Source organism: Acinetobacter sp. YH16053 (genome assembly GCF_013417035.1).
Classification (GTDB): Bacteria; Pseudomonadota; Gammaproteobacteria; order Pseudomonadales; family Moraxellaceae; genus Acinetobacter; species Acinetobacter towneri.
In genome coordinates, this window is sequence record NZ_VPEP01000009.1 from 59,529 (window position 1) to 85,458 (window position 25,930).

At 40.5% G+C, this 25,930-nt stretch carries 28 protein-coding genes and 3 tRNA genes; 23 read left to right on the plus strand and 8 right to left on the minus strand.

Annotation, left to right across the window (positions count from 1 at the left end):
• The first annotated feature begins 88 nt into the window (after positions 1–88).
• Positions 89–1,240, plus strand: a complete 1,152-nt coding sequence (rhlB, locus tag FTV43_RS08905; protein ID WP_004971493.1) for an ATP-dependent RNA helicase RhlB — start codon at positions 89–91, stop codon at positions 1,238–1,240.
• 109 nt (positions 1,241–1,349) lie between these two features.
• Here the strand turns inward: rhlB and FTV43_RS08910 are convergent, their stop codons facing one another.
• Positions 1,350–1,727, minus strand: a complete 378-nt coding sequence (locus FTV43_RS08910) for a hypothetical protein (protein WP_004971490.1) — start codon at positions 1,725–1,727, stop codon at positions 1,350–1,352.
• 380 nt (positions 1,728–2,107) lie between these two features.
• Between FTV43_RS08910 and FTV43_RS08915 the strand changes: the two genes are divergently transcribed.
• From FTV43_RS08915 to FTV43_RS08980, 14 genes are all read left to right on the plus strand, one after another.
• A complete protein-coding gene (locus FTV43_RS08915; RefSeq protein WP_104851808.1) occupies positions 2,108–2,683 on the plus strand; it encodes a nitroreductase in 576 nt (191 codons plus the stop codon).
• Positions 2,684–2,710: 27 nt separating this feature from the next.
• Positions 2,711–3,784 carry an NAD(P)H-dependent glycerol-3-phosphate dehydrogenase gene (locus FTV43_RS08920; RefSeq protein ID WP_178318507.1) on the plus strand — a complete coding sequence of 358 codons (1,074 nt, stop codon included), beginning with the start codon at positions 2,711–2,713 and terminating at the stop codon, positions 3,782–3,784.
• 154 nt (positions 3,785–3,938) lie between these two features.
• A complete protein-coding gene (locus tag FTV43_RS08925; protein ID WP_179989753.1) occupies positions 3,939–4,394 on the plus strand; it encodes a histidine phosphatase family protein in 456 nt (151 codons plus the stop codon).
• Between the two features lie 46 nt (positions 4,395–4,440).
• A complete protein-coding gene (gene gspL, locus FTV43_RS08930) occupies positions 4,441–5,580 on the plus strand; it encodes a type II secretion system protein GspL (RefSeq protein WP_179995361.1) in 1,140 nt (379 codons plus the stop codon).
• The gene (gene gspM, locus FTV43_RS08935) at positions 5,580–6,059 is read left to right on the plus strand and encodes a type II secretion system protein GspM (protein ID WP_004971478.1); all 480 of its coding nucleotides are present in this window, start codon (positions 5,580–5,582) and stop codon (positions 6,057–6,059) included. The genes gspL and gspM overlap by 1 nt, the downstream gene beginning before the upstream one ends.
• 111 nt (positions 6,060–6,170) lie before the next feature.
• Complete coding sequence (locus FTV43_RS08940; RefSeq protein WP_004971477.1) at positions 6,171–7,172, plus strand: quinone-dependent dihydroorotate dehydrogenase; 1,002 nt, start codon at positions 6,171–6,173, stop codon at positions 7,170–7,172.
• Between the two features lie 3 nt (positions 7,173–7,175).
• The gene (locus FTV43_RS08945) at positions 7,176–7,757 is read left to right on the plus strand and encodes a CvpA family protein (RefSeq protein ID WP_004971476.1); all 582 of its coding nucleotides are present in this window, start codon (positions 7,176–7,178) and stop codon (positions 7,755–7,757) included.
• Between the two features lie 25 nt (positions 7,758–7,782).
• Positions 7,783–9,321: an amidophosphoribosyltransferase gene (gene purF, locus FTV43_RS08950; protein ID WP_096902526.1), complete on the plus strand. Its 1,539-nt coding sequence runs from the start codon at positions 7,783–7,785 to the stop codon at positions 9,319–9,321.
• Positions 9,322–9,417: 96 nt separating this feature from the next.
• Positions 9,418–11,307, plus strand: a complete 1,890-nt coding sequence (locus FTV43_RS08955) for a M48 family metalloprotease (protein ID WP_179995362.1) — start codon at positions 9,418–9,420, stop codon at positions 11,305–11,307.
• 170 nt (positions 11,308–11,477) lie between these two features.
• Entirely contained in the window at positions 11,478–12,128 is a 651-nt protein-coding gene (locus FTV43_RS08960; protein WP_179995363.1) for a hypothetical protein, read from the plus strand.
• Positions 12,129–12,191: 63 nt separating this feature from the next.
• Positions 12,192–13,166: a D-glycerate dehydrogenase gene (locus FTV43_RS08965; protein WP_104851813.1), complete on the plus strand. Its 975-nt coding sequence runs from the start codon at positions 12,192–12,194 to the stop codon at positions 13,164–13,166.
• A gap of 105 nt (positions 13,167–13,271) precedes the next feature.
• Positions 13,272–14,708, plus strand: coding sequence for a M48 family metalloprotease (locus tag FTV43_RS08970; RefSeq protein WP_178318511.1), 1,437 nt, complete (start codon positions 13,272–13,274; stop codon positions 14,706–14,708).
• Positions 14,709–14,756: 48 nt separating this feature from the next.
• Positions 14,757–15,131 carry a GFA family protein gene (locus FTV43_RS08975; protein WP_179995364.1) on the plus strand — a complete coding sequence of 125 codons (375 nt, stop codon included), beginning with the start codon at positions 14,757–14,759 and terminating at the stop codon, positions 15,129–15,131.
• A 60-nt stretch (positions 15,132–15,191) separates the two neighbouring features.
• The gene (locus FTV43_RS08980; RefSeq protein WP_004971462.1) at positions 15,192–15,554 is read left to right on the plus strand and encodes a hypothetical protein; all 363 of its coding nucleotides are present in this window, start codon (positions 15,192–15,194) and stop codon (positions 15,552–15,554) included.
• Positions 15,555–15,707: 153 nt separating this feature from the next.
• Here the strand turns inward: FTV43_RS08980 and FTV43_RS08985 are convergent, their stop codons facing one another.
• Positions 15,708–16,154 (minus strand): GatB/YqeY domain-containing protein, encoded by a 447-nt coding sequence (locus FTV43_RS08985; protein WP_179995367.1) that lies wholly within the window; start codon positions 16,152–16,154, stop codon positions 15,708–15,710.
• 31 nt (positions 16,155–16,185) lie between these two features.
• The gene (rpsU, locus tag FTV43_RS08990; protein WP_001136722.1) at positions 16,186–16,401 is read right to left on the minus strand and encodes a 30S ribosomal protein S21; all 216 of its coding nucleotides are present in this window, start codon (positions 16,399–16,401) and stop codon (positions 16,186–16,188) included.
• Between the two features lie 146 nt (positions 16,402–16,547).
• Here rpsU and tsaD point away from each other — a divergent pair, with 146 nt between their 5' ends.
• Positions 16,548–17,564, plus strand: coding sequence for a tRNA (adenosine(37)-N6)-threonylcarbamoyltransferase complex transferase subunit TsaD (gene tsaD, locus FTV43_RS08995; protein ID WP_004971458.1), 1,017 nt, complete (start codon positions 16,548–16,550; stop codon positions 17,562–17,564).
• A gap of 95 nt (positions 17,565–17,659) precedes the next feature.
• Here the strand turns inward: tsaD and FTV43_RS09000 are convergent, their stop codons facing one another.
• Positions 17,660–17,917 (minus strand): EexN family lipoprotein, encoded by a 258-nt coding sequence (locus FTV43_RS09000; protein ID WP_004971457.1) that lies wholly within the window; start codon positions 17,915–17,917, stop codon positions 17,660–17,662.
• Between the two features lie 353 nt (positions 17,918–18,270).
• Between FTV43_RS09000 and FTV43_RS09005 the strand changes: the two genes are divergently transcribed.
• Positions 18,271–18,582 carry a hypothetical protein gene (locus tag FTV43_RS09005; protein WP_096902521.1) on the plus strand — a complete coding sequence of 104 codons (312 nt, stop codon included), beginning with the start codon at positions 18,271–18,273 and terminating at the stop codon, positions 18,580–18,582.
• A gap of 76 nt (positions 18,583–18,658) precedes the next feature.
• On the opposite strand, the gene FTV43_RS09010 is transcribed toward FTV43_RS09005, so the two are convergent.
• Positions 18,659–19,531, minus strand: a complete 873-nt coding sequence (locus FTV43_RS09010; protein WP_179995365.1) for an ATP-binding protein — start codon at positions 19,529–19,531, stop codon at positions 18,659–18,661.
• Positions 19,532–19,716: 185 nt separating this feature from the next.
• Between FTV43_RS09010 and FTV43_RS09015 the strand changes: the two genes are divergently transcribed.
• From FTV43_RS09015 to FTV43_RS09035, 5 genes are all read left to right on the plus strand, one after another.
• Positions 19,717–21,246: a DUF3336 domain-containing protein gene (locus FTV43_RS09015; RefSeq protein WP_131261332.1), complete on the plus strand. Its 1,530-nt coding sequence runs from the start codon at positions 19,717–19,719 to the stop codon at positions 21,244–21,246.
• The gene (locus FTV43_RS09020; protein WP_004971453.1) at positions 21,236–22,087 is read left to right on the plus strand and encodes a protein kinase; all 852 of its coding nucleotides are present in this window, start codon (positions 21,236–21,238) and stop codon (positions 22,085–22,087) included. The genes FTV43_RS09015 and FTV43_RS09020 overlap by 11 nt, the downstream gene beginning before the upstream one ends.
• 117 nt (positions 22,088–22,204) lie before the next feature.
• Positions 22,205–22,289 (plus strand) — tRNA-Leu (locus tag FTV43_RS09025).
• A gap of 33 nt (positions 22,290–22,322) precedes the next feature.
• Positions 22,323–22,396 (plus strand) — tRNA-Trp (locus FTV43_RS09030).
• 36 nt (positions 22,397–22,432) lie between these two features.
• Positions 22,433–22,517 (plus strand) — tRNA-Leu (locus FTV43_RS09035).
• Positions 22,518–22,761: 244 nt separating this feature from the next.
• Here FTV43_RS09035 and FTV43_RS09040 read toward each other — a convergent pair.
• Positions 22,762–22,965, minus strand: a complete 204-nt coding sequence (locus FTV43_RS09040; protein WP_004971452.1) for a hypothetical protein — start codon at positions 22,963–22,965, stop codon at positions 22,762–22,764.
• Between the two features lie 418 nt (positions 22,966–23,383).
• Between FTV43_RS09040 and FTV43_RS09045 the strand changes: the two genes are divergently transcribed.
• Positions 23,384–23,656 carry a hypothetical protein gene (locus tag FTV43_RS09045; RefSeq protein ID WP_104851819.1) on the plus strand — a complete coding sequence of 91 codons (273 nt, stop codon included), beginning with the start codon at positions 23,384–23,386 and terminating at the stop codon, positions 23,654–23,656.
• A 41-nt stretch (positions 23,657–23,697) separates the two neighbouring features.
• Here the strand turns inward: FTV43_RS09045 and gloB are convergent, their stop codons facing one another.
• Complete coding sequence (gloB, locus tag FTV43_RS09050) at positions 23,698–24,429, minus strand: hydroxyacylglutathione hydrolase (protein ID WP_131261331.1); 732 nt, start codon at positions 24,427–24,429, stop codon at positions 23,698–23,700.
• Between the two features lie 208 nt (positions 24,430–24,637).
• A complete protein-coding gene (locus tag FTV43_RS09055) occupies positions 24,638–25,873 on the minus strand; it encodes a pyridoxal phosphate-dependent aminotransferase (protein ID WP_004971448.1) in 1,236 nt (411 codons plus the stop codon).
• Positions 25,874–25,930 lie beyond the last annotated feature (57 nt).

Here is a 25,930-nt window from a genome sequence, read left to right on the forward strand (position 1 = left end):
CGCTCCAATCCTGATTGGGGCGTTTTTTATTTGTATTTCTGTTTATAATAGGTCAGTTTTTTGTCTGTATAAGTTCGAGCACATATTTATGTCATCTGGTTTTGAAACCTTAAATTTACATCCGCAATTGAAACAGGCTATTGATGCTTTGGGTTTCAAGGAAATGACGCCAATTCAGCAAAAGGTTTTAAAATTTACTTTGGCTGGACATGATGCCATTGGTCGTGCGCAAACAGGTACAGGAAAAACTGCTGCCTTTTTAATTAGTGTGATCAACGATTTATTGAATAACCCAATTCAAGGGCAGCGTTATCGTGGTGAACCACGTGCATTGGTTTTAGCGCCTACGCGTGAATTGGCTTTGCAAATCGAAAGTGATGCAAAAGACTTAACCAAATTTACCGACTTAAATGTGGTGACTTTGTTGGGTGGTGTAGATTTTGATAAGCAAAAGTCACAACTCAATAAAAACTTTGTCGATATTATTGTTGCGACACCAGGGCGCTTGATTGATTTTGTAGAACAAAAAGAAGTTTGGCTAGATCAGATTGAGTTTTTAGTGATTGATGAAGCAGACCGCTTGCTGGATATGGGCTTTATTCCATCGGTAAAACGTATTGTGCGTTATTCACCGCGTAAGGAACAGCGTCAGACGTTAATGTTCTCGGCAACTTTTAGTTATGATGTGTTGAACTTGGCTCAACAGTGGTTATTTGAACCTGTTACAGTCGAAATTGAACCTGAAAAGAAAACCAATGCCGATGTTGAGCAACGGGTATATATGGTTGCCAAAACCGATAAATACAAATTGCTTGAAGAAATTTTACGTGATGAGCCGATTGAAAAAGTCATGATTTTTGCCAATCGGCGTGATCAGGTGCGTAAGCTTTATGATCATTTAAAGCGTGATGGCTATAAAGTGGTGATGTTGTCAGGTGAAATTGCCCAAGACAAACGCTTAAAAATGCTGGATCAGTTTAAAAATGGCAAACATAACATCATGATTGCAACAGACGTTGCAGGGCGTGGTATTCATGTCGATGGTGTTTCGCATGTGGTGAATTTCACTTTGCCTGAACAGTCAGATGATTATGTGCACCGTATTGGTCGTACAGGTCGTGCAGGTACACGTGGTGTGAGTATTAGCTTCTTGTCGGAAGATGATGCGTTCTATTTACCAGAAATTGAAAAAGCCATTGGTCAAAAATTGCCATTAACACGTTTAGATGGTTATTGCTAAGTACTCATTTAAGCTATTTTTTAGTTTAAATCCTGCTGTTCTTAGTTTAAAAGTCGCTCTCAGTGGAGCGACTTTTTTGTATTTGCTTCTTATGTCGTGCTGTAATAATTTACTTTGCCTGACATCTAAAGGTCAGCACAGTTTGATAATCATCATCACGGGCAATATCAGTATTACGTCCTGCAATTGTACCTAAAACAGTTGCTGCCGCCTGAATCATTTGTCCCGTTTGCTCATCGACTACACCTTTGAGTGCGCCGTTATAAGATGTTTTTTCATCAACCAAGACTGGAGCGGCACGAGTACCACAGGTTTTATTGGCAGCTGTAATTGCATTATTTTTGGCAATAATATTACTTTTACCTAAACCTGTGACTTCATATAGGTTGTTTTCTTTTTGAATGGCAAGAGAATTATTTGGCGTGGTGGCACATGCGGTTAAAAGTGCAAAAACGGCAAGGCTAGAAAAGGCGACTATTTTTTTCATATCTACCTCGGGGCTAAAACGCTGTAGCGCGTATTGTTTGTTGATGATATTTCAATTCAAATGTGTAGAGATTGAAAATAACAATTTGATCTAGTTGAACATAATCTGGATGGTTTTAGATGTAGACACTGTATAGGCTGTGTTGATAATTCGTCATTCATTTATACACATCAAACCCAATCCATAATGTATTTTCATGCTCTTAAACTATAGATGAATGCGTCAAAGCATCATTGTTTAGATGTGCTGAGCAGGTTCATCTTAAAAGTGCAGACATATAGACCCTAATCAGAATCTTGCAAATAAGCATACGGAAATAGCGCAATTTTTTGAGTTTATGCTAATCTTAACCGAGCTTTTTGAAATAGTTATATAAGTCAATGACGGATACAGCGGTAGAAATCGTTCATCAAAATATTCATCAACGTCAGTCTACGGGGCAGTTAGTTGAACCTGCACCAAATACTGAGCAGCTAGAAATGGCTTTTCAGGCAGCTTTAACCGCACCAGATCATCATCGTTTAAAACCTACGCGCTTTGTGGTGATTACTGCCGAGCAACGTGCAGCATTTGGTGAGTTACTTTCTCAAGCCTTGGCAGACATGGGCGAAACCGATGCGGTTCAGTTGGAGCGAGTGAAACAGCATCCATTTCGTGCGCCACTTTTAGTGTTGGCGTTAACACAATTTCAGGATCATCCAAAAGTGCCATGTTTTGAGCAGACTTTAAGTACAGGTGCTGCGGTACAGAACTTTTTATTGTCTTTGCAGGCGCAGGGTTTTGCCAGTATGTGGCGCAGTGGTGCAGTCGTTGAGTCAAACTTGCTGAAACAAGCTTTAAACTTAAATGCAGATGATTTAATTTCAGGCATTATTTATGTGGGAACAGCAGCCAAAGCCATTCCTGCCCGCACTGAGTTGAATACGCAAGCTTATGTTCGTTATTGGAACGCATAAGTCTTTATTTTTTAGGATATAACAATAATGTCAGAATTAAATTTTACCGATTTGGTTGAACCTGTTGCAGTAGATCGAAAAACTGCGTTACGTATTACAGTATTGGGTGGTGGCAGTTTTGGCACAGCAATGGCCAATACAGCAGTACGTAATGGCTGCGACACGATGATTTGGATTCGTGATGAAGCAACTGCCAAAGAAATTAATGAAACGCATATTAATCGACGTTATTTGCCAGATTTTCAGTTGGAGCAGGGTTTAAGAGCCGTTTCAGATTTGGAAACTGCAGTTCGTGACCGTGACATTATTTTAGTGGCTATTCCAAGTCATTCTTTCCGTGATGTGTTGCGTCAAATTAAACCTTTTATTAGTGCGCAAGCAGTGGTGTCTTTAACCAAGGGTATTGAAGCCAAAACCTTTAGTTTTATGAGCGATATTATCCGCGAAGAATTGCCTGAAGTGCCGTATGGCGTATTGTCTGGCCCAAACCTTGCTAAAGAAATTGTGGCGGGGCAGCCTGCAGGTACGGTCATTGCCAGTCATTCTGAATTGGTGCGTTATGCAGTGCAGCAAGCTTTACACAGTGCATTATTCCGTGTTTTTGCCAGCGATGATGTGAATGGTGTGGAATTAGGCGGTGCGCTAAAAAATATTTATGCTGTGGCAATGGGCATGGCAGCCGCTTATAACGTGGGTGAAAATACTAAGAGTATGATTTTAACCCGCGCTTTGGCAGAAATGAGTCGTTTTGCGGTTAAGCTTGGTGCAAATCCATTGACCTTCTTAGGGTTGTCTGGTGTCGGTGACTTATTTGCAACGTGTAGCAGTCCATTGAGTCGTAACTATCAAGTGGGTTATGCATTGGGCAAAGGCAAAACTTTGGAACAAGCCACAGAAGAATTGGGGCAAACAGCCGAAGGGATTAATACCATCGTGCAAGTGCGGGCGCGCTCGAATGAATTAGATGTGTATATGCCAATCACTTGTGCGCTTTATGAAGTGATTTTTGAAGGTGCGCCGCCTATGAATATTGCACTGTCTTTAATGAAAAATGGACATCGCAGTGATGTGGAATTTGTCTTGCCGCATCATCAAGTTTAGTTTTACATCCATAAAACTGCGCCACAGTAGGTAAAAACTTGCGTGGAATATGACAGTTTGGTGAACTGAATTGTCATATTCTCAGGTTATACTGAGCGCATAATTTGAGTTAAATTGACACAACTTAATGTGTATCATCCTATAAGGAAATTCTATGCAACTGACTCTTGTTCGTCATGGTGAAGCCGCTCCTGCGATTATGGGCAATGATCATCAGCGTCCATTGACTGAGCGTGGTCATATACAAGCACAAGAAACGGCAGATTATGTAAAAAATATCATTCAGCCCGATGTGTTTGTAGTCAGTCCTTTACTGCGTGCACAAGAAACTTTGGCACATTTGCAGCAATATTTTAAAGATGTGCCTGTGGTGGTCTGCAATACCATTAAACCTGAAGATGATGCAAAAGTTGCTGTGGAATGGTTGTCACAATTGCCGTATGAGTCAATTGCAGTGGTGTGTCACATGAATGTAGTGGCGCACATGGCAGAGATTTTGACTTCAGAATCATTCCATCCCTATCATTTGGCAGAAGCACGGATTTATGAGCAGGCAGTAATTGCTGCGGGGCTTTCAACCCAAATCAAAAGTTTTATTCCAAACGCATAAAATAAATGTATAAAGTTAAATATAATTCAACGGTAGAACGATAATAATGCTGTATTTATGGATGCCAGAAGCCAATGGGGTTTGGCAATGGTCAAATGGGGAATACTGGACAGAGGCAGATAGTCTTGATGCCTTGATTCAGGCATTGCAGGCTTTTCAAGGAAAAGATGCTGTGGTGTTTTTCCCAAGCCGTGATGTGCAAATCATGCAACAAACTTTGCCTAAAGCTCAATATAAACAATTGGGTACCGATGGCGTGAAGTATTTATTAGAAGAATATACCGTATTGCCAATTGATGCGATGCAGGTGGTTCATCATTTTCAGCCACCTGAGCAAATAACCGTGCTGGGAGTTGCCAAGCATAGTATTGAAACCTATTTGCATGTATTAAGTTTGTTGCCAGTTAAAATCAGTGCATTGTTACCTGATTTTTTAATTTTGCCGCAACCTGAACCAGGGCAAACGGTGATTGGAAATATTTGCGGACGCTTGTTGGTACGTGAAAGTGAATTTTTAGGTTGTTCAGTTGATGATCTGGCACTTTATCTAGATTATCAAACTGCAGAACGAAACTATAAAATCACCAACTTTAGTGCAGAACAAATGCAAAGTATTGAAGCATTTGCAACACAAGAACAATTAGAAAGCTTTCATTATGTAGTACCTGCATTAGTGAAAGCCAAACAGCATCCATTCAATATGCTGCCAAAATCCAAGCAAGACACGGGTGTTTCAGGTTATTGGAAAGCCTGTGCAGCAGTATTTCTTGGGATTTTAATTGTACAGTTTAGCTATGATGCACTGCGTTGGAGCAAACTTAAAAAAGTAGCAGATCAAACAGCGGTTCAAGCCATAGAACAATATCAATATTGGTTTGGTGCAAATAGTCGTATTACCGAACAAAATATTCAAAGCCAGTTTGAAAGTCAGGTACGCATGAGTAAAAATGCAGATACTCAAGCGCTGCAATTGCTCAGTCGTGTTGGCCCTGTGTTGATGCAAAATCAAATTGTGGCCAATCGTGTGAGTTTTGATGCCAATATGTTGAACATGGAATTGAATGCCAACTCGGCAGCGACCTTACAAGCGCTCACTCAGCAATTGAATCAGCAGGGTTTTAAGGTCGAGCTGGGTAATATTCAGCCGAGCGCGTCAGGTGCAGTAGGATTGGTGAAAATACAATAATGAAAGCCATTGAAAAAATGTCAACTTGGTTCGATCAACGTATTGAACTGATACAAGATTATCTAGATCGTTTAAATACACGTGAACGTGTTTTGGTGGTATTTACCACAATCTTTGTGATCGTTGCTGCTGTGGGTTCTGCGTTGTGGTATATGCATGCCGCAGCCGAAAAACAGCAAAAACGGGTAAATGACCTTAAAGATTTGGTGGTGGTGATGCAAAGTCATGCAGTCACCATGAAACCTGCCAATGATGCACAACTCAGTGCAGCCGATAAAATTCAGCGTGTGGCTCAGCAACAGGGTTTATCGGTTGCTTCGCAGCAAAGTGGTGACAAGATGCTACTGGTGGCGAGTCATGCCAATTATGCTGTGTTGGCAAATTTTTTAACCCAATTGGCGCAAATGGGTTTAAGTATCGAAAAAATGGAATTAATTTCTGAAGCAGGGCAGATTAAATTAACAGCGACAGTCCAGTAAAGGTTAAAAATAAAGTCCGAAACTCGGAAAATAAACCCATGTCAAGCATAGCGTTTTGACTGGGCTAAGCCTATAATATGGCGACTTAGAAAGCAGTAGACTTTTGCAGATATGTTGTATTCTCTAGCCCGCCCGTTGTTATTTTCTTTAGCACCAGAGCGTGCACATGAGCTGACACTATCACTATTGAAATCGAGCCATAAAATGGGCTTGATGCGTCAAAAGACTGTAGCGAAACCTGTGACTTGTATGGGAATTGAATTCCCTAATCCAGTAGGTTTGGCAGCAGGTCTAGACAAAAATGGTGCATATATTGATGCCTTGGCTGGTTTAGGCTTTGGGTTTATTGAAATTGGCACCATTACGCCACGTCCTCAAGCGGGCAATCCGCATCCACGTTTATTCCGTATTCCACAGGCCAAAGCCATTATTAACCGTATGGGTTTTAATAATGATGGGGTCGATCAGCTGATTGAAAACGTCAAAGCGGCAAAATTTAAAGGTATTTTAGGGATTAATATTGGTAAAAATGCCGATACGCCTGTTGAAAATGCGGTAGATGATTATCTGATTTGTCTAGAAAAAGTCTATAACTATGCCTCTTATATTACTGTAAATATTTCATCACCGAATACCAAAAATTTGCGCAGTTTGCAAAGTGGTGATGCGCTGACTGAATTATTGCAAACCCTCAAACAGCGTCAGTTGGAGTTGGCCGAAGAACATCAACATTATGTGCCGTTGGTCTTAAAAGTTGCTCCAGATTTAGACCCTGAAGATATTCAGTTTATTGCCAAGCAATTGTTGCAATTCAAAATTGATGGCCTGATTGTGACCAATACCACTTTGTCGCGTGAAGGCGTAGAAAACTTGCCGCATGGCGATGAAGCTGGTGGTTTATCGGGCGCGCCTGTGTTTGAAAAAAGTACTGCATGTTTGGCAGCATTTTCAGCAGCACTGAAAGGTGAAATTCCTTTAATTGGTGTCGGTGGCATTTTGTCGGGCGAACAAGCGGTTGCCAAAAAAAATGCAGGTGCAAGCTTGGTTCAGGTGTATAGTGGTTTAATCTATGCAGGTCCTGAGTTGGTTCAAGATTGTGTGAACGCCTTATAACTTATGAATACCATTGATATCGTTATTCTGATTCTCTTGCTGATTGGAGGGTTGAACGGTTTGCGACAAGGATTTATTAAAGCCTTTGCGAACTTGGTAGGATGGATTTTTGCCCTAATTGTTGCGGCAAAATATGCAGTTGTCCTAGCACCTTCGATGACAGCACTCAGTAGCGATCCTGTGGTACAAAAAATTGCAGCCTTTGCATTTATTGTCTTGGTGATTGTGGTACTGACCTGGATTGTAACCGCTGTTTTAAATGGTGTTTTAAAGAGCTTGAAACTTGGCCCATTAAATCGTTTGGCAGGCGGTGCATTTGGTACCTTGAAAGGCTTACTCATTGTTCTTATTACCATTCAAGGCATTGGTCCTTGGGTCGAAAGCTCGCCTTATTGGAAACAGTCTAAATTTGTACAAACTTTATTGCCGTATGCACCGTGGGCAACAGAACTGTCCAAAGACGCTGCCAATGAGGCTTTACAGCACATCAAGTCGAAAGATGCCGCGCCATCTTCCGACATCGCATCTGACGCAAAAGAAAATCGCTCTGGCGCAGATGGCTCAACGAATAATCCTTTTTATTAATCCCTAGCTGGTCTGCGAGGTTGCTATGTGTGGAGTTGTTGGTATAGCTGGTAAATCACCTGTTAACCAAATGTTGTTTGATGCATTAACGATGTTACAACATCGTGGACAGGATGCAGCTGGGATCGTAACTTGCCACAATGGGCGTTTGTTCTTGCGTAAAGATAACGGTATGGTGCGTGATGTATTCCATACGCGTCACATGCGTGCGTTGCAAGGTAATTATGGTATTGGGCATGTGCGTTATCCAACTGCAGGTTCATCAAGCAGTGCTGAAGCGCAGCCATTTTATGTGAACTCGCCGTACGGGATTACTTTGGCACACAATGGTAATTTGACCAATGCCGAAGAAATTCACGAAGATCTGTTTAAAACAGATTTACGTCACATGAACACCGATTCTGACTCAGAAGTGTTATTGAACGTATTTGCACATGAATTGCAAAAACGTGGCAAATTAAACCCAACTTCAGAAGATATTTTTCATGTGATCAGCCGTGTGCATGAGCGTTGTAAGGGTGCTTATGGCGTTGTTGCTATGATTACAGGTCAAGGCTTGGTTGGCTTCCGTGATCCAAATGGTATCCGTCCATTGATTTATGGTTCACGTGAAACTGAACAGGGCATGGAATATATTATTGCATCAGAATCTGTGGCAATTACTGCACTTGGCTTTAAAGTTGAACGTGATATTGCGCCGGGTGAAGCGATCTTTATTAATGACGCAGGTGAATTATTTACCCAGCAATGTGCCGCTAAACCTGAATATCGCCCATGTATTTTTGAATATGTATATTTTGCTCGTCCAGATGCGACCATTGATGGTATTTCAGTGTACAAAGCGCGTTTGAAAATGGGCGAAAAACTGGCGCATAAAATTACCCAAGAGTGGGGCGAGCAGCACGATATTGATGTCGTTATTCCAATTCCAGATACATCGCGTACTTCAGCTTTAGAATTGGCAAATACTTTAGGGGTTAAATTCCGTGAAGGTTTTATGAAAAACCGTTATATCGGACGTACCTTTATTATGCCAGGTCAGCAATTGCGTAAAAAATCAGTACGCCAAAAACTCAACCCTGTAGAGCTTGAGTTTAAAGGCAAAAATGTACTGTTGGTGGATGACTCGATTGTCCGTGGTACGACCTGTAACGAAATTATTCAAATGGCACGTGATGCAGGTGCGAAAAAAGTATTCTTTGCTTCTGCAGCGCCAATGGTGAAATATCCAAACGTGTATGGTATTGATATGCCAGCCAAAGATGAATTAATCGCGTCTAACCGTAATGTCGAAGAAATTCGTGAAATTATTGGTGCAGACCGTTTAATTTTCCAAGATTTAGAAGATTTAAAACAAGCGGTTCGTACCCATAAAGTGCCGCATTTAACTGAATTTGATTGTTCAGTATTTGATGGTGTGTATGTGGCTGGCGGAATTGACGAAGCTTATCTGAATGATCTTGAGCAAAAGCGTAACGACTTGGCTAAAAAAGGCAAAGATGGTTATATTGATGTCAATATTGATGCCGCGTCAGTAGACTTAACTGGTGTAAAAGAGAGTTAATTCTTTTTCTGATCAGCTCAGTGAGAAAAGCGGGAAATTCCCGCTTTTTTCATTTATGATGGTGGCTCAAATACAATGTAATTCAGGATGTTTACATTGAGGTCTGTGAGTAGTTACTTGATTAAAAACAAAAATATGATTTGGTCTGCAATTTTATGTTTGGTTGCAGTCGCTTTGACTCTGTTTATCTTAAACACAGTTTTGGGTCTGTTGGTTTATTATGTCGATTCAAGCCAATCCATCTATTGGCACAGTCTAAGTCCATACTGGATTACGGTCTTGGTGTTGATTATGACTGTATCCGTTATTTTGGAATTTTACGTTTTTCGCTCAGGCGGTCATTCTTTGGCAAAACAATTGGGTGCGCGTCGTTTAACCCAGTTCGAAAGTACCCCAGAAGAAAGTACCGCACTTAAACTGACCGAACAATTGGCCGATACCTTTCAAATCCCAGCGCCTACTGTATATGTATTGCCCGATGAAATTGGGGTAAATGCCCTCACTGCAGGCTTTAGTCATAAAGATATTGTGATTATTTTGACTTGGGGTGCTTTGCAAAACTTGGATGAGCAAGAGCTTTATGGACTACTCAGCCATGAGTTTAACCATATTTTAAGTGGTGAAACCATTGATAATACCAAGCTTAAAATCCTCTACAGTAGCCTAACCACGTTTAGTAAGTGGGGCAGTAGCATCGCCAAACTTGGCTTTGGACAACATCGTGATGCACCGCCACATAAGTTAGCGACTTTTTTTGTTGCTGTAGGTGGTGGTATCTGGTTGTTTGGTAGCTTGGGCGTGTTGATTACCCGCTTAATTAAATATATTAGTCTAAGCGGACGTACCTTTAAAAATGATTTAAAAACCAAACGTTTGATTCAAAATAATGCCAATATTCAAACTTTGCTGCGAATTTATGTGCATCATGCAGGGTCGCAAATTCATAGTGAATATTCAGAATCTATTTCCCACATGTGCTTTGCTAACTCGCTCAGTCCGCAAAGCTGGATGAATATTCATCCAAGTATTGAAGCCCGTATTTTTGAGCTTGATCCAACCTTGGTGCAAGACTTACAACTCGAAAATTTGAAGCGTTTACGCAATCAGCCTTTGTTTAGCCTATTTCGCTCGTTAGAAGAAATGAATGCTGAATATTATGCGCCGTGGAGCTCACCGCAACCTTTGCCTTTGCTGCGCTTGTCGCCGATTAGCTTTGCAATTAATGATGCAATTAAGCCACTCAAGCCTGAAATTCGCAATAACATGCCGCGTCCAGAGCTAATTCAGCGTGCCTTACAAACGGCAACGGGTTCGCGTGAGGTGATTGTCGCTATTTTGATGATTCGCCAATATCGTGAATTTATTCCTGCTGAAGCAGAAGTCAGCCGTGCAATTGTAGATGCTTTATTAAATTTGGATGGGCGAGTACATATCTCGATTTTCCATGAAGCATGTAAAAATATTGGTGGTATGCCGCTGAGTATCGCACGGCAGTTTTTAACCAAATTGGCAAAAATCATTCAGGAAGATGGTGAAATTGGTTTGTTAGATGCTTTGCTGCTTGAACGAATCAAGTTTGAATTAAACTTACTGCCTTTACATACACCTGCAGCGTTACACGAAGTTAAACCGCAAATTGTACGTTTAATCGATGCTTTATTGCATGTGCAGCAAATTAATAGTGTTAATCAGTTAGATGTACGTGAACGTATTTTAGAACGTGTTTTAACTGCAGATGAATTGATTGATTATGAAGAAATTTCAGATGAACCGATTGATTTATCAGAAATTTTAAATGATATGGCAGGTTTGCTGCTGCGTGATCGACTAATGGTGTTAGGCATTGCTGAAATTTGTTTGTGGAATGACCGTATTATCACCCAAGATGAATTGGATGTTTTGGAGTTGCTCTATTGGCGTTTAGGTTTTAAAACCGAAGAAATTGTCGAGCAAATGCAAAAACAAAACAGTTTGATGATTGTGTGACACTGATTGACTAGGTGTGTTTAAAGCAGATTTTGAAAAAATACGAATAGGTCAGATTGGGTGAAAGAAAGCACAGCATTGTGCAGCCTTTCTAGGTAGAATAGGTGCTATCTTGCATGTTGTTCTGTGATAAATACGTGCAGCGAAAAATTAGATAGGTGATGATAAACATGATGGGGCATCAGCGTGACATTTTAGCCAGTTTGGGAATCGATATTTGGGTTTCCAGAACGGCTGTGTCTCAAACTTTGCCACAATCATCGGTTTGGCGCGACCAAGCTGCACCTGAAATACACAGCGAAATTATTGTTCCTGCTGCAGTACCTCAACAATTAAAACAACAACAGCCGATTATTCACGAAAAGCCTAAGCAAGAACCATCTCCGCAACATACGACAGTTGAAGCGGCCGCGCCAGAAGTTGTTCCTGAAGCGCGTGTCATGCTGCAAATTGAAGCATTTAGTATTGAAGCTTTGCAGTTGCCACATTGTGTCATTTTGGTAGAAAGCACTACCTTGAGTCAGGAACAGCAACAATTGTGGCGTAATATTCAACATGCGCTACAGGCCGAATATCACGTATTGCAATGGCCTTTTGCTTTAGAAGTATTACAAGACGGCATCGGGGTAGAAAATTATGTGCAAGGTTTTGTTGATGTCTTGAGCACAGATAAAAACATGCTGATTTTAGGTCAATTACCACATTTTAAATCTGAACAATGTTTGCATTTAGCCAGCTTGCAAGAGATGTTAGATCAACCGCTGTTGAAAAAAAGTCTGTGGGATGCGATACAAATCACATCGTTAAAGCCTAAAGCCTAAGTCAATTCAGATATTTAAAACTCTACATATACAAGCAATTGTAGACACGAAACAGGGATAATCATGCGTAAAAAAGTGGTAGTGTTTAGTCAAATTGATGCAGAAATTTTAAGTAAGCTAGAGCAAGATTATCAGGTGGTGCAGGTCAGCCCGAAGTTGGGTGACGTGAATCAACAGTTGCTTGAGCATGTGCAAGATGCGGATGGCATGATTGGTGCAGGGCGCTTGCTTAATCAAAGTAACTTACATACTGCGACTAAACTCAAAGTGATTTCGAGTGTAAGTGTCGGTTACGACAACTATGATGTAGATTATTTAACCCAACAAAAGATTAGTCTTTGCCATACACCGCATGTCTTGACTGAAACCACAGCAGATTTAGCCTTTACTTTATTGATGAGTGCAGCACGACAAGTGCCATATTTAGATCGGTGGACTAAACAAGGGCAATGGAAACGTACCGTGGGTGCAGCACAGTTTGGACAGGATATTTATGGTAAAACCATTGGTATTGTAGGTTTGGGGCATATTGGTGCGGCTATCGCACGGCGTGCATTTCATGGTTTTAATATGAATGTGGTGTACCACAATCGTCGTGAAAAAATGGAAGTGGCGAAGGCATTTAATGCAGAATATTTAAGTCTGGATGAATTGCTGCAACAGTCTGATTTTGTGGTACTGGCAGTCGATTTAAATGCAGACTCTAAAGCCTTAATTGGTCAGCGTGAACTTGATTTAATGCCGTCTCATGCAATTTTGGTCAATATTTCGCGTGGTTCGGTCATTGATGAGCAGGCACTTATTCAGACCTTACAAGCAGGCAAAATTTTTGCCGCAGCTTTGGATGTCTATGACAAAGAACCACTGCAAGAATCACCATTATTTGAGTTAGATAATGTCGTGACTTTGCCGCACATTGGTTCAGCAACTGCAGCAACTCGTCGACAAATGGCAAACTTAGCCTATAAAAATTTAGTTGATGCGCTGGAAGGACGTCGCCCGCAATATGTTGTTAATCCTGCTTGTTATACGTCTTAAAGTTAAAGATGATTTGGTAAAAATTGATAACACATCATTGCAAATGCGTTCATTTTTCAATGTTATAGTGAATCATTATGCAAAATATGTATTTGAGATCATCCATTGAAACATCTATTACTGATCTGCGGTTTGAGTTTTGCCAGTATTGCGACAACCCAAAGTGCCAATCTAACCACCACACCACAATTTAATGTGCCTGAAATAGGCAGTGGTGTGGGATTAATTGATCAGCAAAAAGAACGCAGTATTGGTGAAAAAGTCTATCGGGAAGTGCAGCGTAAAATGCCTGTCACGCAAAACCCGTGGCTGGAAGATCAATTAATCAATACGTTTTCGCATCTACTCAGCCAAACTCAATTGGGGCAACCCATTGGGCTACTCATTATCAATGATCCACAAATTAATGCTTTTGCTGTGCCGGGTGGTTTATTTGCGTTAAACACAGGTCTTATTAATTCTGCCCGTAATATGGATGAAGTTGCGGGCGTGATGGCGCATGAAATTGCGCATGTGTCGCAACGTCATTACAGTCGCTCTCAAGAGGCATTTAAAGGACAGGGTTTGTTGGCACTGGCTGGGGTTGTGGTTGGGGCATTGGTTGCCTCACAAGCCGATGGTGATGCAGGCGCAGCGGTGATGATGGGTTCTCAAGCCGCTTTAATGGATCAGCAATTGACTTATAGCCGTAATCAGGAACGTGAAGCAGACCGTATTGGCATGCAATATATGTATAGCGCAGGCTATAACCCACAAAGTATGGCAGATTTTTTTGAGGTGATGCACCGTACTACGAGTCGAGTGAGCTTCTTACCTGACTTTTGGTTTACCCATCCCTTAACCACAGAGCGGATGAGTGAGGCGCGTTTACGTGCCAATCAATTGCCACCAGTGCCAACCTCGCTGCGTGATGAAGACTTTGAGATTTTAAAGTTATATAGTTTGGTGGTTTCGCAGCAGGCGACAGAACAGCAGCTTAAAGCATTTGCAACCCGTAACCATTTTGCGGCGAATTTGGCTTTGGCTTATTTTTATAGCCAGCAAGGCGATTTTGTTTTGGCGCAACAAAGTATAGATCAGGCCAAAAGTCACAATCGTTTACATAATTTATTGACACTTATTCAAACTGACATTTATTTAGGGCAAAATAAAATTGATTTAGCGCTCAAAACAATTGGTTCACCTGCGCGAATTATGCCTGAAAATCGTGCGCTGAATTATAAATGGGCCGAGGTTTTGATTCGTCAAAATCAAACTACGCAAGCAGAAAGTATTTTGAAGGATTTCTTGCAAAAAAATCCACGTGATTTATCGGCATGGAATTTAATGCAGCAAGCGGCAAATGTAGACCGAAGCTCTGCATTACGCACGGTAAATGTGTTACGGTATCGTGCAGAAGTACAGTATTGGTCAGGTTGGGAAGAAGAGGCAATTAAATCATTACTGCACGCGCAGCGTTTAGCCAAAGACAATCAGGCGATGTCGGCAAATATAAAAAACCGTGTGACTGAAATGCAAAGAGAACGACAGTTAAAAATATAAGTCGGGCGTACATACGGTGGCATAACAATAAAGAAAGGGAGTTTAAGAATGATTGAAGGACAATGTTTATGTGGTGCGGTGTATTACCGTTACCATGCCGAAATTGAAAAAACAATATTATGTTTTTGCCAGCATTGCCGTCGTGCGCAAGGCGGTATTATGGTATGGAATAGTCCAGTGGCACGCGAACATTTTGAAGTGGTGCGTGGCTTAAAATATCTAAAAGAATATTTTCATAGTCCCAATAAAGCACGGGTATTTTGTCAGGAGTGTGGCAGCCCGATTTATTCTTATCGGCTAGATTTACCCGATATTATTCGCTTACGCTTAGGGACAGTGACTCAAGGCAAAGTTCCCGAACCATGTGAGCAAGCATTTGCGCAATACAAACCCAACTTTTTGGCAATTGAGTCGTGTGAATAGTTATTCACCGAATATACAATGCTAAAATAGAACTTGAGTTGAAACGACCCTGACTTGAAAATGAAAAAATATATTTATTTATGCCTTACTTTGGGGATGACCTTGCAAAATGTCTATGCTGCGAGTGCAGAGCAGTATGTGTTGGCTGTTGAAGAAATTAATGCGCAATATAAACAAGATACCCGACAGTTTTTACGAGGCTTAAACCCACAACAGCAGGGTTTTAATCCGCAGCAACAGCAGCAGTTTTGCGGCATTGTTAGTCGTTATGTTGATCGTTTATATCAGGCAGCAGATGAAAACCGTGCCTATTTGGATCGTCGTTATCAGAATATTAATAAACAGGACGTGATTCAGCAGGTCAGCACATCTAAAGAAATGCAATTACTGAAAAAATATCAAGTGAACTGCGATTTAAAGTAAAAAGTTAAAGCAGAAGTGTCTAAGGGTGAATAGATAATCTATCTCATCCTAGGTTTAGCATTTTACTTAATAGCATTAGATAGAAAGATTAAAGCGGGCTTAATCTGACATTTAAATCAGTGTTCGGAGAAGCACAAATTTGGGGTGAGCTAATTAGCTTAATTTGGCTTTAATTTTGGCAGATACTTGAGCAGGATCGGCGCGCCCGGCTATGAGCGGACGCAGAGAGTTCATCACCTTACCCATATCTTTCATGCTAGTAGCTTGTTGCGCTTCAATGGTTTGCGCAATCATGGAATCAAGTTCTTCCTCAGTCATAGCTTCTGGTAGAAACTGAGATAACACCTCAATTTCGGCTTGTTCCTTACTAGCTAAATCTTCTCGGCCAGCGCCTTCAAAGGCTTTAACCGATTCTTTACGTTGTTTAATTTGCTTTTCAATGACCGCAAGAACCTGAGCCTCGTCAAGCTCTTTGCGCTCATCGACTTCGATTTGCTTAATTGCCGCCTGTAGACTACGAATTACCGTTAACTTATCCATTTCTTTGGCGCGCATTGTCGCTTTCAAAACGTCAGTAATTTGGTTTTTTAAAGTCGTCATCATTTAATCCAGACAGGCAATCACAAATTAATTAGTAAAGGCGAGTAGTACGTACTGATTCACGCGCCAATTTCTTTTGGTAGCGTTTAACAGCAGCAGCTTTTTTGCGCTTACGTTCTTGAGTTGGTTTTTCGTAGAATTCACGCTTACGTACGTCAGCTAAAACACCTGCTTTTTCGCAAGAACGTTTGAAACGACGGATAGCTACGTCTACTGGTTCGCCTTCTTTCAATTTAACTTGTGGCATGAAGAATCCTCATTAAGTTATGGATAAGATCTGGGCGAAATTGCCCACGATCACAAGTGAAGGTCAGTATTTTACTCATTTACATCTCATATCACAAGTCTATAATAGGTTTCGCAATAGAATTGATACAGGTTATAGGCAATTTAATGATCGTTTTAGGCTTAGAAACATCTTGTGATGAAACAGGACTTGCACTGTATGACAGCGAGTTAGGTTTGCGCGGGCAAGTACTGTATAGCCAAATTAAATTGCATGCAGAGTATGGTGGTGTGGTACCCGAACTGGCTTCACGTGACCATGTGCGCAAACTTATTCCTTTAATCAATCAATTGCTTGAGCAGAGCCAAGTCAAAAAATCTGAAATTGATGCAGTGGCTTATACCCGTGGGCCGGGGCTAATGGGCGCACTCATGACAGGCGCATTATTTGGACGAACTTTAGCTTTTGCCTTAAATAAACCTGCAATTGGGGTGCATCACATGGAAGGGCACATGCTTGCACCATTATTGTCTGCGACACCGCCAGAATTTCCGTTTGTCGCTTTATTGGTTTCGGGTGGACATACACAGCTCATGGCAGCTTATGGCATTGGCCAATATGAATTGTTAGGCGAGTCGATTGATGATGCTGCAGGCGAGGCTTTTGACAAAGTTGCCAAAATGATGGGTTTACCGTATCCGGGTGGGCCAAATATCGCCAAACTAGCTGAACAAGGCGATGCCAAAGCTTTTGAATTTCCACGTCCAATGTTGCACCAAGGCTTAGAATTTTCATTTAGCGGTTTAAAAACTGCGGTTTCAGTACAAATGAAAAAGTTAGGTGATGAAAACCGTGATGCCGATATTGCGGCAAGTTTCCAAGAAGCGATTGTTGATACTTTGGTGAAAAAATCGGTAAAAGCTTTAAAACAAACAGGTTTAAAACGCTTGGTGATCGCGGGTGGGGTGAGTGCAAATACTCGGTTACGTGAGCGTTTAGAAGCAGATTTAGCTAAAATTCGTGCAACGGTTTATTATGCAGAACCTGCATTGTGCACCGACAATGGTGCAATGATTGCTTTTGCGGGCTATCAGCGTTTAAAAGCAGGGCAGCAAGATGGTTTATCGGTTACGACTACACCACGTTGGCCAATGACGGAGCTTACCAATCCAACTGCGGGTTAAGTTGTTCGTAGCATAAAATCAATCAGAGGCAATAATCTGCCTCTGACTTTATATGCTAAATTTTTACATTAATATTAGAAACGAATACTTAAGACTTAGCGAACTGCGTCCATTAAACCTTTGGTAAGATCTTTCATCATGCCTTGCATCACAGCATTCCCTGCATTTGTACAGTTTTCTAATTTTTTACCTTCTAGTGATTTACCTTGATTGGCCATTTCTTCGCACTTCTGCAAAACTTTTTTAGCTTCATCTAAGTTCTCGGCATAATACTCTTGCGTTTTCACTTGTGTACATGCTGTAAGCGTTGTAATTAAACTTACTGTAATTAACAAATTTTTAAATTTAAACATTATTTTTTAACCGTTGTTTGTTTTAAAGAGATTGCATCTTAAGCGAATAATGGGTTCATAAAATAATACAATGGACTAAAGTTGATCTTATTAAGTAAAATTAAATAATTGCAATATAAATATTTTTAATTTTTTTGAAGTTTTATAGTCATATTCTATCCCAAACTTTATTTCACGTATTGGTTTCAAATAGAACTGCTTTATTTGTTTGTGCACTCATCCTACAATTTATAGAAATCCATAAAGTAGCTGACAGCAGTATTTAAATCTGTGAATCCTGTCCAATTGTTGTGTTTTCAACTTTAAACTATGATTTTTGGTAGATATTTAATATAAAACCAATTGAGATAAACATGCGATTTAAAAATACATTTTGCATTATTTGTGTGATGGGGATGATGGTATTGACCGCTTGCGAAGGGGCTGAGTCAATACAGCAAAATATAAATAGTACAGAAAATCAGCCGAGTTCAGTGACAGCCCAACAGGTCGAAGTGCCGACTCGTTTGACTACTGCAGCAACTCATCCTTCGGCTATCACACCTGAAGCGACAGTACCGCAAGAAGTATATGTAGGAGAGCCGACTGTGGCAGAAATGCAGGCGCATGGCGAAGAATTTTATAAAGACACATTGGCACGGATTGCTGCAGAACAAGGTCAGTAGTCGCTCAGTCATTTAGCGCGTTTAAATAGAGTGGGTTGCTGACTATCTTCTATATGCAAACAACCCATTAAAATATTTAAAGTGCTTTAAGTTGCTGCGAGCCAATCCAGTGTTTAGAAAATTGATAGGCAGCACGCCCTGAACGCTGTCCACGTGCCTGACACCATCTTAATGCTTCTGCACGTACTTCGGCAGTCATTGGCATTTCGGCTTTGTGTAAATAATGCTCCACAATTTCTAAATATAGATTTTGATCCATTGGATAAAACGACAGCCATAGACCAAAGCGATCAGACAGTGAAATTTTCTCTTCAATTGCTTCTTGAGGATGCAACTCAGTATATTGCGGTACATCTACACGAGTGACAGGTGTATTTTCATGCATAAATTCAGGTAATAGATGACGTCTGTTACTGGTTGCATAAATAATAAAATTACTGGAACCTGATTGTAATGAACCATCTAAAACACTTTTTAAACTACGATAATTTTCATCTTCTGCGTTAAAAGCTAAATCATCACAGTAGACAATAAATTTTTCAGGACGATGCTGAATGATTTTTTGAATTTCTGGCAATTCAGACAAATCATCGCGTTCAATTTCAATTAAACGTAATCCTTGATTGGCATACTCGGTCAATAGGGTACGTACAATAGATGATTTTCCCGTACCGCGTGAGCCTGTAAGTAACACATCATTGGCAGGTAAGCCATTTAAAAACTGCAAGGTGTTTTGAATGACTTTTTCTTTTTGCTTTTCGATGCCTTTTAAATCATCTAAATCAATTTTTCTTGGTTGTTGAATCGCTATCAATTGTCGATCTTGCCATTTGAATGCGATGGCGGAAAAGTCGGTTTCTTGTTTTAAAGCAGGTAAACTTTGCTGTAGTTGTTGGAGTACATGAGAAAGTGATAATAAGATGTTGTCGGGTAAATCTAGGTTTGCCATGATAATTCAGCTTAAAAAATGCAGATCAGATTGCTACACTTTAAGACTAGCGCAATTGACCTAGATTTGACAATCAAAGTGTGAATCGAGTCATTGACGCGTATTACAATTTTTTAGATATTGTTGTGTATAGTAGGCATAGGCAAGCGTAGTGCTGCGAATAAACCAACGGATTGAGGAATGCTATGTTATTTAAAGATTTCACCGAAGATGTTAATCCGCATCAAGCCTATCGCATAAAAAAACTCAAGCGCCAAATTCAAAATGCCGAATCGTATGAAGAATGGAAAAGTATTGCCATTCGTATAGATGAAGAAACTGGTGCGCAAGAATGGAAATATGACAACAGTTCGCCATATTTTGATGCGGAAATTATCTCGCATCGTTTAAATTTATTACGCCGTTATCGCACCACCGAACGCAGTCACGATTTAATTTATATTTTGCGTGAAGGTTTAACTTTTGACATCGCCAATATTGCCCATCCGATGTTGTTTACTGCAACCTATGTGGGTACTAAAAAAATTATTGAAGATTATGTGGATGAAGTCAGTAAAAGTTTGGCTTTTGTCGCTTCAGATGAATGTCAGGCTTTAACCAAAGTAGAAAAAATAGAGTTTTTTCAGCAATGCCAAACTGCATACGGACAACCTGCCTTGATGTTCTCTGGTGGGGCAACGCTAGGTTTGTTTCATACAGGTGTTTGTAAGGCCTTACTTGAACAGGATTTAATGCCTAAAGTGCTGTCGGGTTCGAGCGCGGGTGCAATAATGACTGCAATGCTAGGCATCGCAAAACCTGAAGAAGTACAGCATATTTTGGGTGGTGAGTCATTTTTCCACGAAGCATTTCAGTTTAGACAAATGCGCGAAATTCTTAAAGGCAATGGTGGAATTGCCGATGTGCATTATTTAAAAAAATTCCTGATCAAAAACTTGGGCGATACCACGTTTGAAGAAGCTTTTCAAAAATCAGGTTTGCATATTAATGTGGCGGTTGCGCCTTATGATGCATCGCAAGACTCACGCATTATGAACAGCTTCACTGCGCCAGATTTGTTGGTTTGGAGTGCGGTGTTGGCCTCGTGTGCTGTGCCAATTTTATTTCCACCAGTACGTTTAACCAACAAGCGTTATGATGGCGAACACACTCCATATATGGGTAAAACCCGTTGGGTGGATGGCAGTGTGCGTAGCGATTTCCCACAGGAAAAAATGGCACGTTTGTATAATATTAACTACACCATCGCCAGTCAGGTCAATCCGCATGTAGTGCCTTTTATGCAGGATGATATTAAGCGTTATCGTAAAGATATGCTGAGTTGGCCAGAACGGATTATTCGTCGTCAGGGCAAAGTCATTAGTCGTGGGGTAATGGATTTTGTACGTGAGCGCGCAGGAGCTGTACCGCCAGTGCGTCGTTTGCTAGATCATGGCTATGGCATTGTCGATCAACGCTATTATGGTGATGTGAATATTGTAGGAAGCTATAACCTGCGTCATTACAGCTATATGTTGCAAAACCCGAAACCACATTTATTTAAAATTTTACAGCGTGAAGGCGAGCGTGCGACTTGGCCGAAAATTTCATCAATTGAAACACATGCACGTGTCGGTAAAACTTTGCAACATTGCTTAGAGTTATTAAATGTACCACAAATAGAGGTATCCACCGAAGTCGCAGCAGAAATGCGCACTGGCGCAAGTGTTGTTTAATGTTTTAAATTTGGATGTTCAACAGTTAGATACTGCGCAGTTCGAGCTGCGCAGTAAAGCGCAAAGTTTGCAATATGGTCGGCATATCTATCGTTTTGAACATCAAGGGCAGTTTTATTGGCTGAAAGCCCAACAACAAGGTGTTCATGCGACAGTAGAGCAGGGTTTTGCACAAGAATGGAACTTTTATAAACAGTACGCGCAATCATCATATTTATCTTTTTTATTGCCATGTGAATTGATGGATGCTGCACCCATTCATATTCAGTCGCAGGGTAATTCACATGACATTTCATCGCATTATTCACAGGTCTATTCACGTGCTTTAATTTTACCTGAAGCGCAAGCTGTTTTTGTGATGGGTAATTTACCTGAATATACAGAAGCGATTAAACACATATTTTTGCGTGTCTTTGAAGCAGTGGAAGCATTACATCAATTAGGTTGGATTCATGCTGACTTAAAAGCTGAACATATTGTGCAGTTGGATGGGCAAATCAAACTGTTAGATTTTGAGCAAGTACAGCAAATTGCAGATATTCAATGTCAGGGGATGACTGCAACGCCACGTTATATGGCACCAGAATTATTTCACGGACAGCTCAAAACTGCACAAAGTGATATTTATGCTTTAGGCATTATTTTTTATGAATGGTTAACGCAACAACGCTTGCAGGCAAATAGTTACCACGATTGGGCGTATTTACATTGTCAAAGATTGCATATCCAACTTTCTACGCATCTACAAGCATTTTTACCACTGCTGAATCACATGTTGGCAAAGTCCTATTCGCAGCGTGCAACGAGTATTGCAGAGTTGAAATTATGGCTTAGTGGCTGAATATGCTTAAGAAAAAATCAAAAAATAGTTTTTTGTTTTTTATTTAAACAGTCATTGTGCTTTTTTATAAAAAAGGCTTGTCATCAGGAAGTGATCTCTATAATATACACAGCCATCGGGGACGTGGCGAAATTGGTAGACGCACTGGATTTAGGTTCCAGCGCCGCGAGGTGTGAGAGTTCGAGTCTCTCCGTCCCCACCACTTAAATATCAAGTCAGCTTGATTTTAAGTTACAGAGGATTGGTGTAATGGTAGCATGACGGTCTCCAAAACCGTTCGTCAAGGTTCGAATCCTTGATCCTCTGCCAAATTAAAATCCAACAACTCAGTTGGTACCCGATGTTGGGGACGTGGCGAAATTGGTAGACGCACTGGATTTAGGTTCCAGCGCCGCGAGGTGTGAGAGTTCGAGTCTCTCCGTCCCCACCATACATTAAAGAGCAAGGCAATGACCTTGCTTTTTTATTGCCTGTTATTTTAGCTTTAAATCATTGCATCTCTTTGACAAGGCTTAGATGTATTTTAAGATTTAAAGTTCAGTATAAAAAAAAGCCCATAAACAGGTTATGGGCAAGATCATCTTTAAGTGTTGATGAAATACGATTTGAATTTTTATTTTTGCATCCTATCAAGTTCAACCGTTATCGCATACTTATCTATATTGTATAAGTACTTATGCTTTTAAATGGTCTTCAAATTCCTCGCCTAATTTCATTGCTAAAGCATTACCAGAAAGCTCGCAAGTGACCAAACCATATTCTTTTTGAAAGCTAAATGTGAAACCGTGACCATCCGCCAAATTTTTGACTGAATAACCTAATTTTTCTAACCAAATACGAAACGCAATTAAATTTTTTGCTTTAACAACTTTTTTCACGAGAGAACTCCTATCCATTTATTTAATTATTAATAGGGATATTTCTTGAATTTTTAAAGGGCAGAAATGTATTTCTTTGACATTTTTTTCACTGATTTTTAGAAATCTAAAGTCCTTTTAAGCAATTAGAATATTTTAAAAGAATTATTTATTTGTAAATTATTGATATTTATTATTTTAACTGAGGTGGCGTAATTAATTTTAAGGTCTTAGATATATTGCCAAAAGATGACTTGGAAATAATTTGTTAATGATTTTTGGTTTTAGACTGTATTTATTTTCAGCATTAACACATAAAGATTATCCATTTTTTATGCCAAGCTTTAATTTAGCGCAATGCATATCAGTGTGGAGCATGTCGGCACCAAATGGACATTAGCTTATACTATGGTTGAGTTTGAAGATTTGGAAAATAAACATGACTGCACAAACAATCCAACAGCAGGCTGAGTACATAGTGAAGCAGATGCAAAATCAAGGGCTAGAGCCTTTTGCTGTGATGCTTGGGCATGAAGATTGGTTACTGTTTTCCTCGCAATCCAAAGTGGCTTATACGCCTTTTGGCAGCGCACGCCGTTATCAGCCTGCATTGTCCAATTTACTTTTGGTGCGGGTCGATGAAATGAATGCTGTGCGTGTGGTGACGCAAACTCAATTAGATGAGTTTGCTGCCAGTAATCAGATTTTATAATCCGAGAGAAATATCAGATGCTTTATGATCAAAGCATCAATTTAAAAGTTGTCTTTGAGTTCACGTAATTTCTGAAATTCTTCGACACTTTCGGCCCTTAAAAATGGATTGGTTTCCAGTTCTAGTTCGATGCTGCTTGGCAAAGTGGGTTGATTAAGCATGCGTAAACTTTCAATTTGTTGATAACGCTCTTGAATGGCAACATTGTCGGGTTCTACATGCAGTGCAAATTGTGCATTCGCCAATGTATATTCATGGGTGCAATATACTCGGGTACGCGGAGGCAGCGCTGCCAAGCGGTTTAAAGATTGATACATTTGCAAATATGTACCTTCAAAAACACGCCCACAGCCCATCGCAAATAAAGTGTCGCCACAGAACAATACATCCAACGCATCTATAAAATACACAATATGCCCCAAGGTATGTCCCGGAACGGCAATAACATCGACCTGTAAATCATGAAAATTGATATGATCTTGGTTTTGTAAAGGATGCGTGATAAACGGAATTTTGCTCAATTCTTCACGTGGCCCATAAACAGGTAAATTACGTTCTGCAATGAGTTCAGGTACACCGCCAATATGGTCTTGATGCCAATGCGTCAACCAAATTTGCGCGATCTCTAAACCATGATTTTGGCAAAAATCTTCAACAGGTTTGGCATCGGTAGGGTCAACCACCACCACTTGTTTGCTGGCACAATGTTCAAGCAACCAAATATAATTTTGTGATGGTTTTTGCGCATCAATAAGATGGACTTGGTAGTGCATGCTCAATTCCTGAAACTTAATCGCTTGTGGCTATTACAGCATGCTTTTGCGGGCGTGTAAAAGTGTATCCCCAAGTGTCAGGTTATCGCTTTGCTGTGTTACTGCTTGATGATGGACCAGAGATGTAAAGATAAAATAGAAATAAATTAAAATCCATAAAAAATGCCGTAATTAACACGGCATTTTAAAAGAGAGATTCGGTTTGATCTTAGCGGATTTTTGCCAAGAAACGACCTAAACGTGTCATTGCTTCACGTAATTCATTTTCTGCTGGCAAGAACACCACACGGAAATGATCAGGCGTTGGCCAGTTAAAACCTGTACCTTGAACCAATAAAACTTTTTCTGCTTTGAGTAAATCGAGCATTAACTTTTCGTCATCTTCAATTGGATAGACGTTTGGATCAAGTTTCGGGAAGCAATACATTGCACCCTCAGGTTTGACACAAGACACGCCAGGAATGTCGTTCAGCATTTCCCATGCAATGTTACGTTGTTCGTATAAACGACCACCCGGACGAATCAAGTCATTGATAGACTGATAACCACCCAATGCTGTTTGAATCGCGTACTGCGCCTGATGGTTGGCACACAAGCGCATAGACGCCAACATGTCTAAACCTTCAATGTAGTCTGCAGCGCGTGATTTATCGCCTGTAATCGCCATCCAGCCTGAACGGAAGCCCGCAATGCGATACGATTTAGACAAGCCATTAAATGAGATACAGAGTTGATCACCCGCTAAAGCTGCAACCGCAACATGCTCAATGCCGTCATAAATAATTTTGTCGTAAATCTCATCGGCAAATAAAATTAAGTCATATTTTTTTGCCAATGCTACAATTTGTTCCAACACATGACGTGGATAAACCGCACCCGTTGGGTTATTCGGGTTAATAATGACAATACCGCGCGTATTTGGCGTGATTTTGCTTTCCATATCGGCAATGTCTGGATACCAAAAGTTTTCTTCATCACATTTGTAGTGAATAGCAGTACCGCCCGATAAATTCACTGCCGCAGTCCAAAGCGGGTAGTCAGGCATTGGTACCAGCATTTCATCGCCATCGTCCAACAAGCCTTGCATCGCCATAACAATCAGTTCAGACACGCCGTTGCCTATATACACATCATTGACATGCATATCGAAAATGCCTTTTTGCTGATAGTACTGACAAATCGCTTTACGCGCAGGGAAAATCCCTTTGGAGTCGGTATAACCAATCGCATTAGGCAAATTCAATGCGACATCATTAATAATTTCCTGTGGCGCTTCAAAACCGAATGGGGCAGGGTTGCCAATATTCAGTTTAATAATTTTATGACCGGCCTCTTCCATTTCATTGGCCGCTCGTAACACAGGTCCGCGAATGTCGTAGCATACATGCTCAAGTTTTGATGATTTTTTTATTTCGCGCGGAGTCGTGTTACCTAGTACGGACATAGTTCCATCCAATGATTAGAAGATAAATAAATTATAGATTACTGAAATATCACAATC

What these genes read in the sequence shown, in the direction of transcription:
- FTV43_RS09010 (WP_179995365.1), bottom strand. Translation starts at nt 19,531, where the DNA reads ATGGCAAACCTAGATTTACCCGACAACATCTTATTATCACTTTCTCAT.
- FTV43_RS08945 (WP_004971476.1), top strand. Translation starts at nt 7,176, where the DNA reads ATGAATACCATTGATATCGTTATTCTGATTCTCTTGCTGATTGGAGGG.
- FTV43_RS08960 (WP_179995363.1), top strand. Translation starts at nt 11,478, where the DNA reads ATGATGGGGCATCAGCGTGACATTTTAGCCAGTTTGGGAATCGATATT.
- gloB (WP_131261331.1), bottom strand. Translation starts at nt 24,429, where the DNA reads ATGCACTACCAAGTCCATCTTATTGATGCGCAAAAACCATCACAAAAT.
- FTV43_RS09005 (WP_096902521.1), top strand. Translation starts at nt 18,271, where the DNA reads ATGCGATTTAAAAATACATTTTGCATTATTTGTGTGATGGGGATGATG.
- FTV43_RS08940 (WP_004971477.1), top strand. Translation starts at nt 6,171, where the DNA reads ATGTTGTATTCTCTAGCCCGCCCGTTGTTATTTTCTTTAGCACCAGAG.
- FTV43_RS08985 (WP_179995367.1), bottom strand. Translation starts at nt 16,154, where the DNA reads ATGACGACTTTAAAAAACCAAATTACTGACGTTTTGAAAGCGACAATG.
- FTV43_RS08925 (WP_179989753.1), top strand. Translation starts at nt 3,939, where the DNA reads ATGCAACTGACTCTTGTTCGTCATGGTGAAGCCGCTCCTGCGATTATG.
- FTV43_RS09045 (WP_104851819.1), top strand. Translation starts at nt 23,384, where the DNA reads ATGACTGCACAAACAATCCAACAGCAGGCTGAGTACATAGTGAAGCAG.
- FTV43_RS09000 (WP_004971457.1), bottom strand. Translation starts at nt 17,917, where the DNA reads ATGTTTAAATTTAAAAATTTGTTAATTACAGTAAGTTTAATTACAACG.
- gspM (WP_004971478.1), top strand. Translation starts at nt 5,580, where the DNA reads ATGAAAGCCATTGAAAAAATGTCAACTTGGTTCGATCAACGTATTGAA.
- FTV43_RS09055 (WP_004971448.1), bottom strand. Translation starts at nt 25,873, where the DNA reads ATGTCCGTACTAGGTAACACGACTCCGCGCGAAATAAAAAAATCATCA.
- rhlB (WP_004971493.1), top strand. Translation starts at nt 89, where the DNA reads ATGTCATCTGGTTTTGAAACCTTAAATTTACATCCGCAATTGAAACAG.
- FTV43_RS09015 (WP_131261332.1), top strand. Translation starts at nt 19,717, where the DNA reads ATGTTATTTAAAGATTTCACCGAAGATGTTAATCCGCATCAAGCCTAT.
- rpsU (WP_001136722.1), bottom strand. Translation starts at nt 16,401, where the DNA reads ATGCCACAAGTTAAATTGAAAGAAGGCGAACCAGTAGACGTAGCTATC.
- FTV43_RS08915 (WP_104851808.1), top strand. Translation starts at nt 2,108, where the DNA reads ATGACGGATACAGCGGTAGAAATCGTTCATCAAAATATTCATCAACGT.
- purF (WP_096902526.1), top strand. Translation starts at nt 7,783, where the DNA reads ATGTGTGGAGTTGTTGGTATAGCTGGTAAATCACCTGTTAACCAAATG.
- gspL (WP_179995361.1), top strand. Translation starts at nt 4,441, where the DNA reads ATGCTGTATTTATGGATGCCAGAAGCCAATGGGGTTTGGCAATGGTCA.
- tsaD (WP_004971458.1), top strand. Translation starts at nt 16,548, where the DNA reads ATGATCGTTTTAGGCTTAGAAACATCTTGTGATGAAACAGGACTTGCA.
- FTV43_RS08920 (WP_178318507.1), top strand. Translation starts at nt 2,711, where the DNA reads ATGTCAGAATTAAATTTTACCGATTTGGTTGAACCTGTTGCAGTAGAT.
- FTV43_RS08975 (WP_179995364.1), top strand. Translation starts at nt 14,757, where the DNA reads ATGATTGAAGGACAATGTTTATGTGGTGCGGTGTATTACCGTTACCAT.
- FTV43_RS08980 (WP_004971462.1), top strand. Translation starts at nt 15,192, where the DNA reads ATGAAAAAATATATTTATTTATGCCTTACTTTGGGGATGACCTTGCAA.
- FTV43_RS08965 (WP_104851813.1), top strand. Translation starts at nt 12,192, where the DNA reads ATGCGTAAAAAAGTGGTAGTGTTTAGTCAAATTGATGCAGAAATTTTA.
- FTV43_RS08910 (WP_004971490.1), bottom strand. Translation starts at nt 1,727, where the DNA reads ATGAAAAAAATAGTCGCCTTTTCTAGCCTTGCCGTTTTTGCACTTTTA.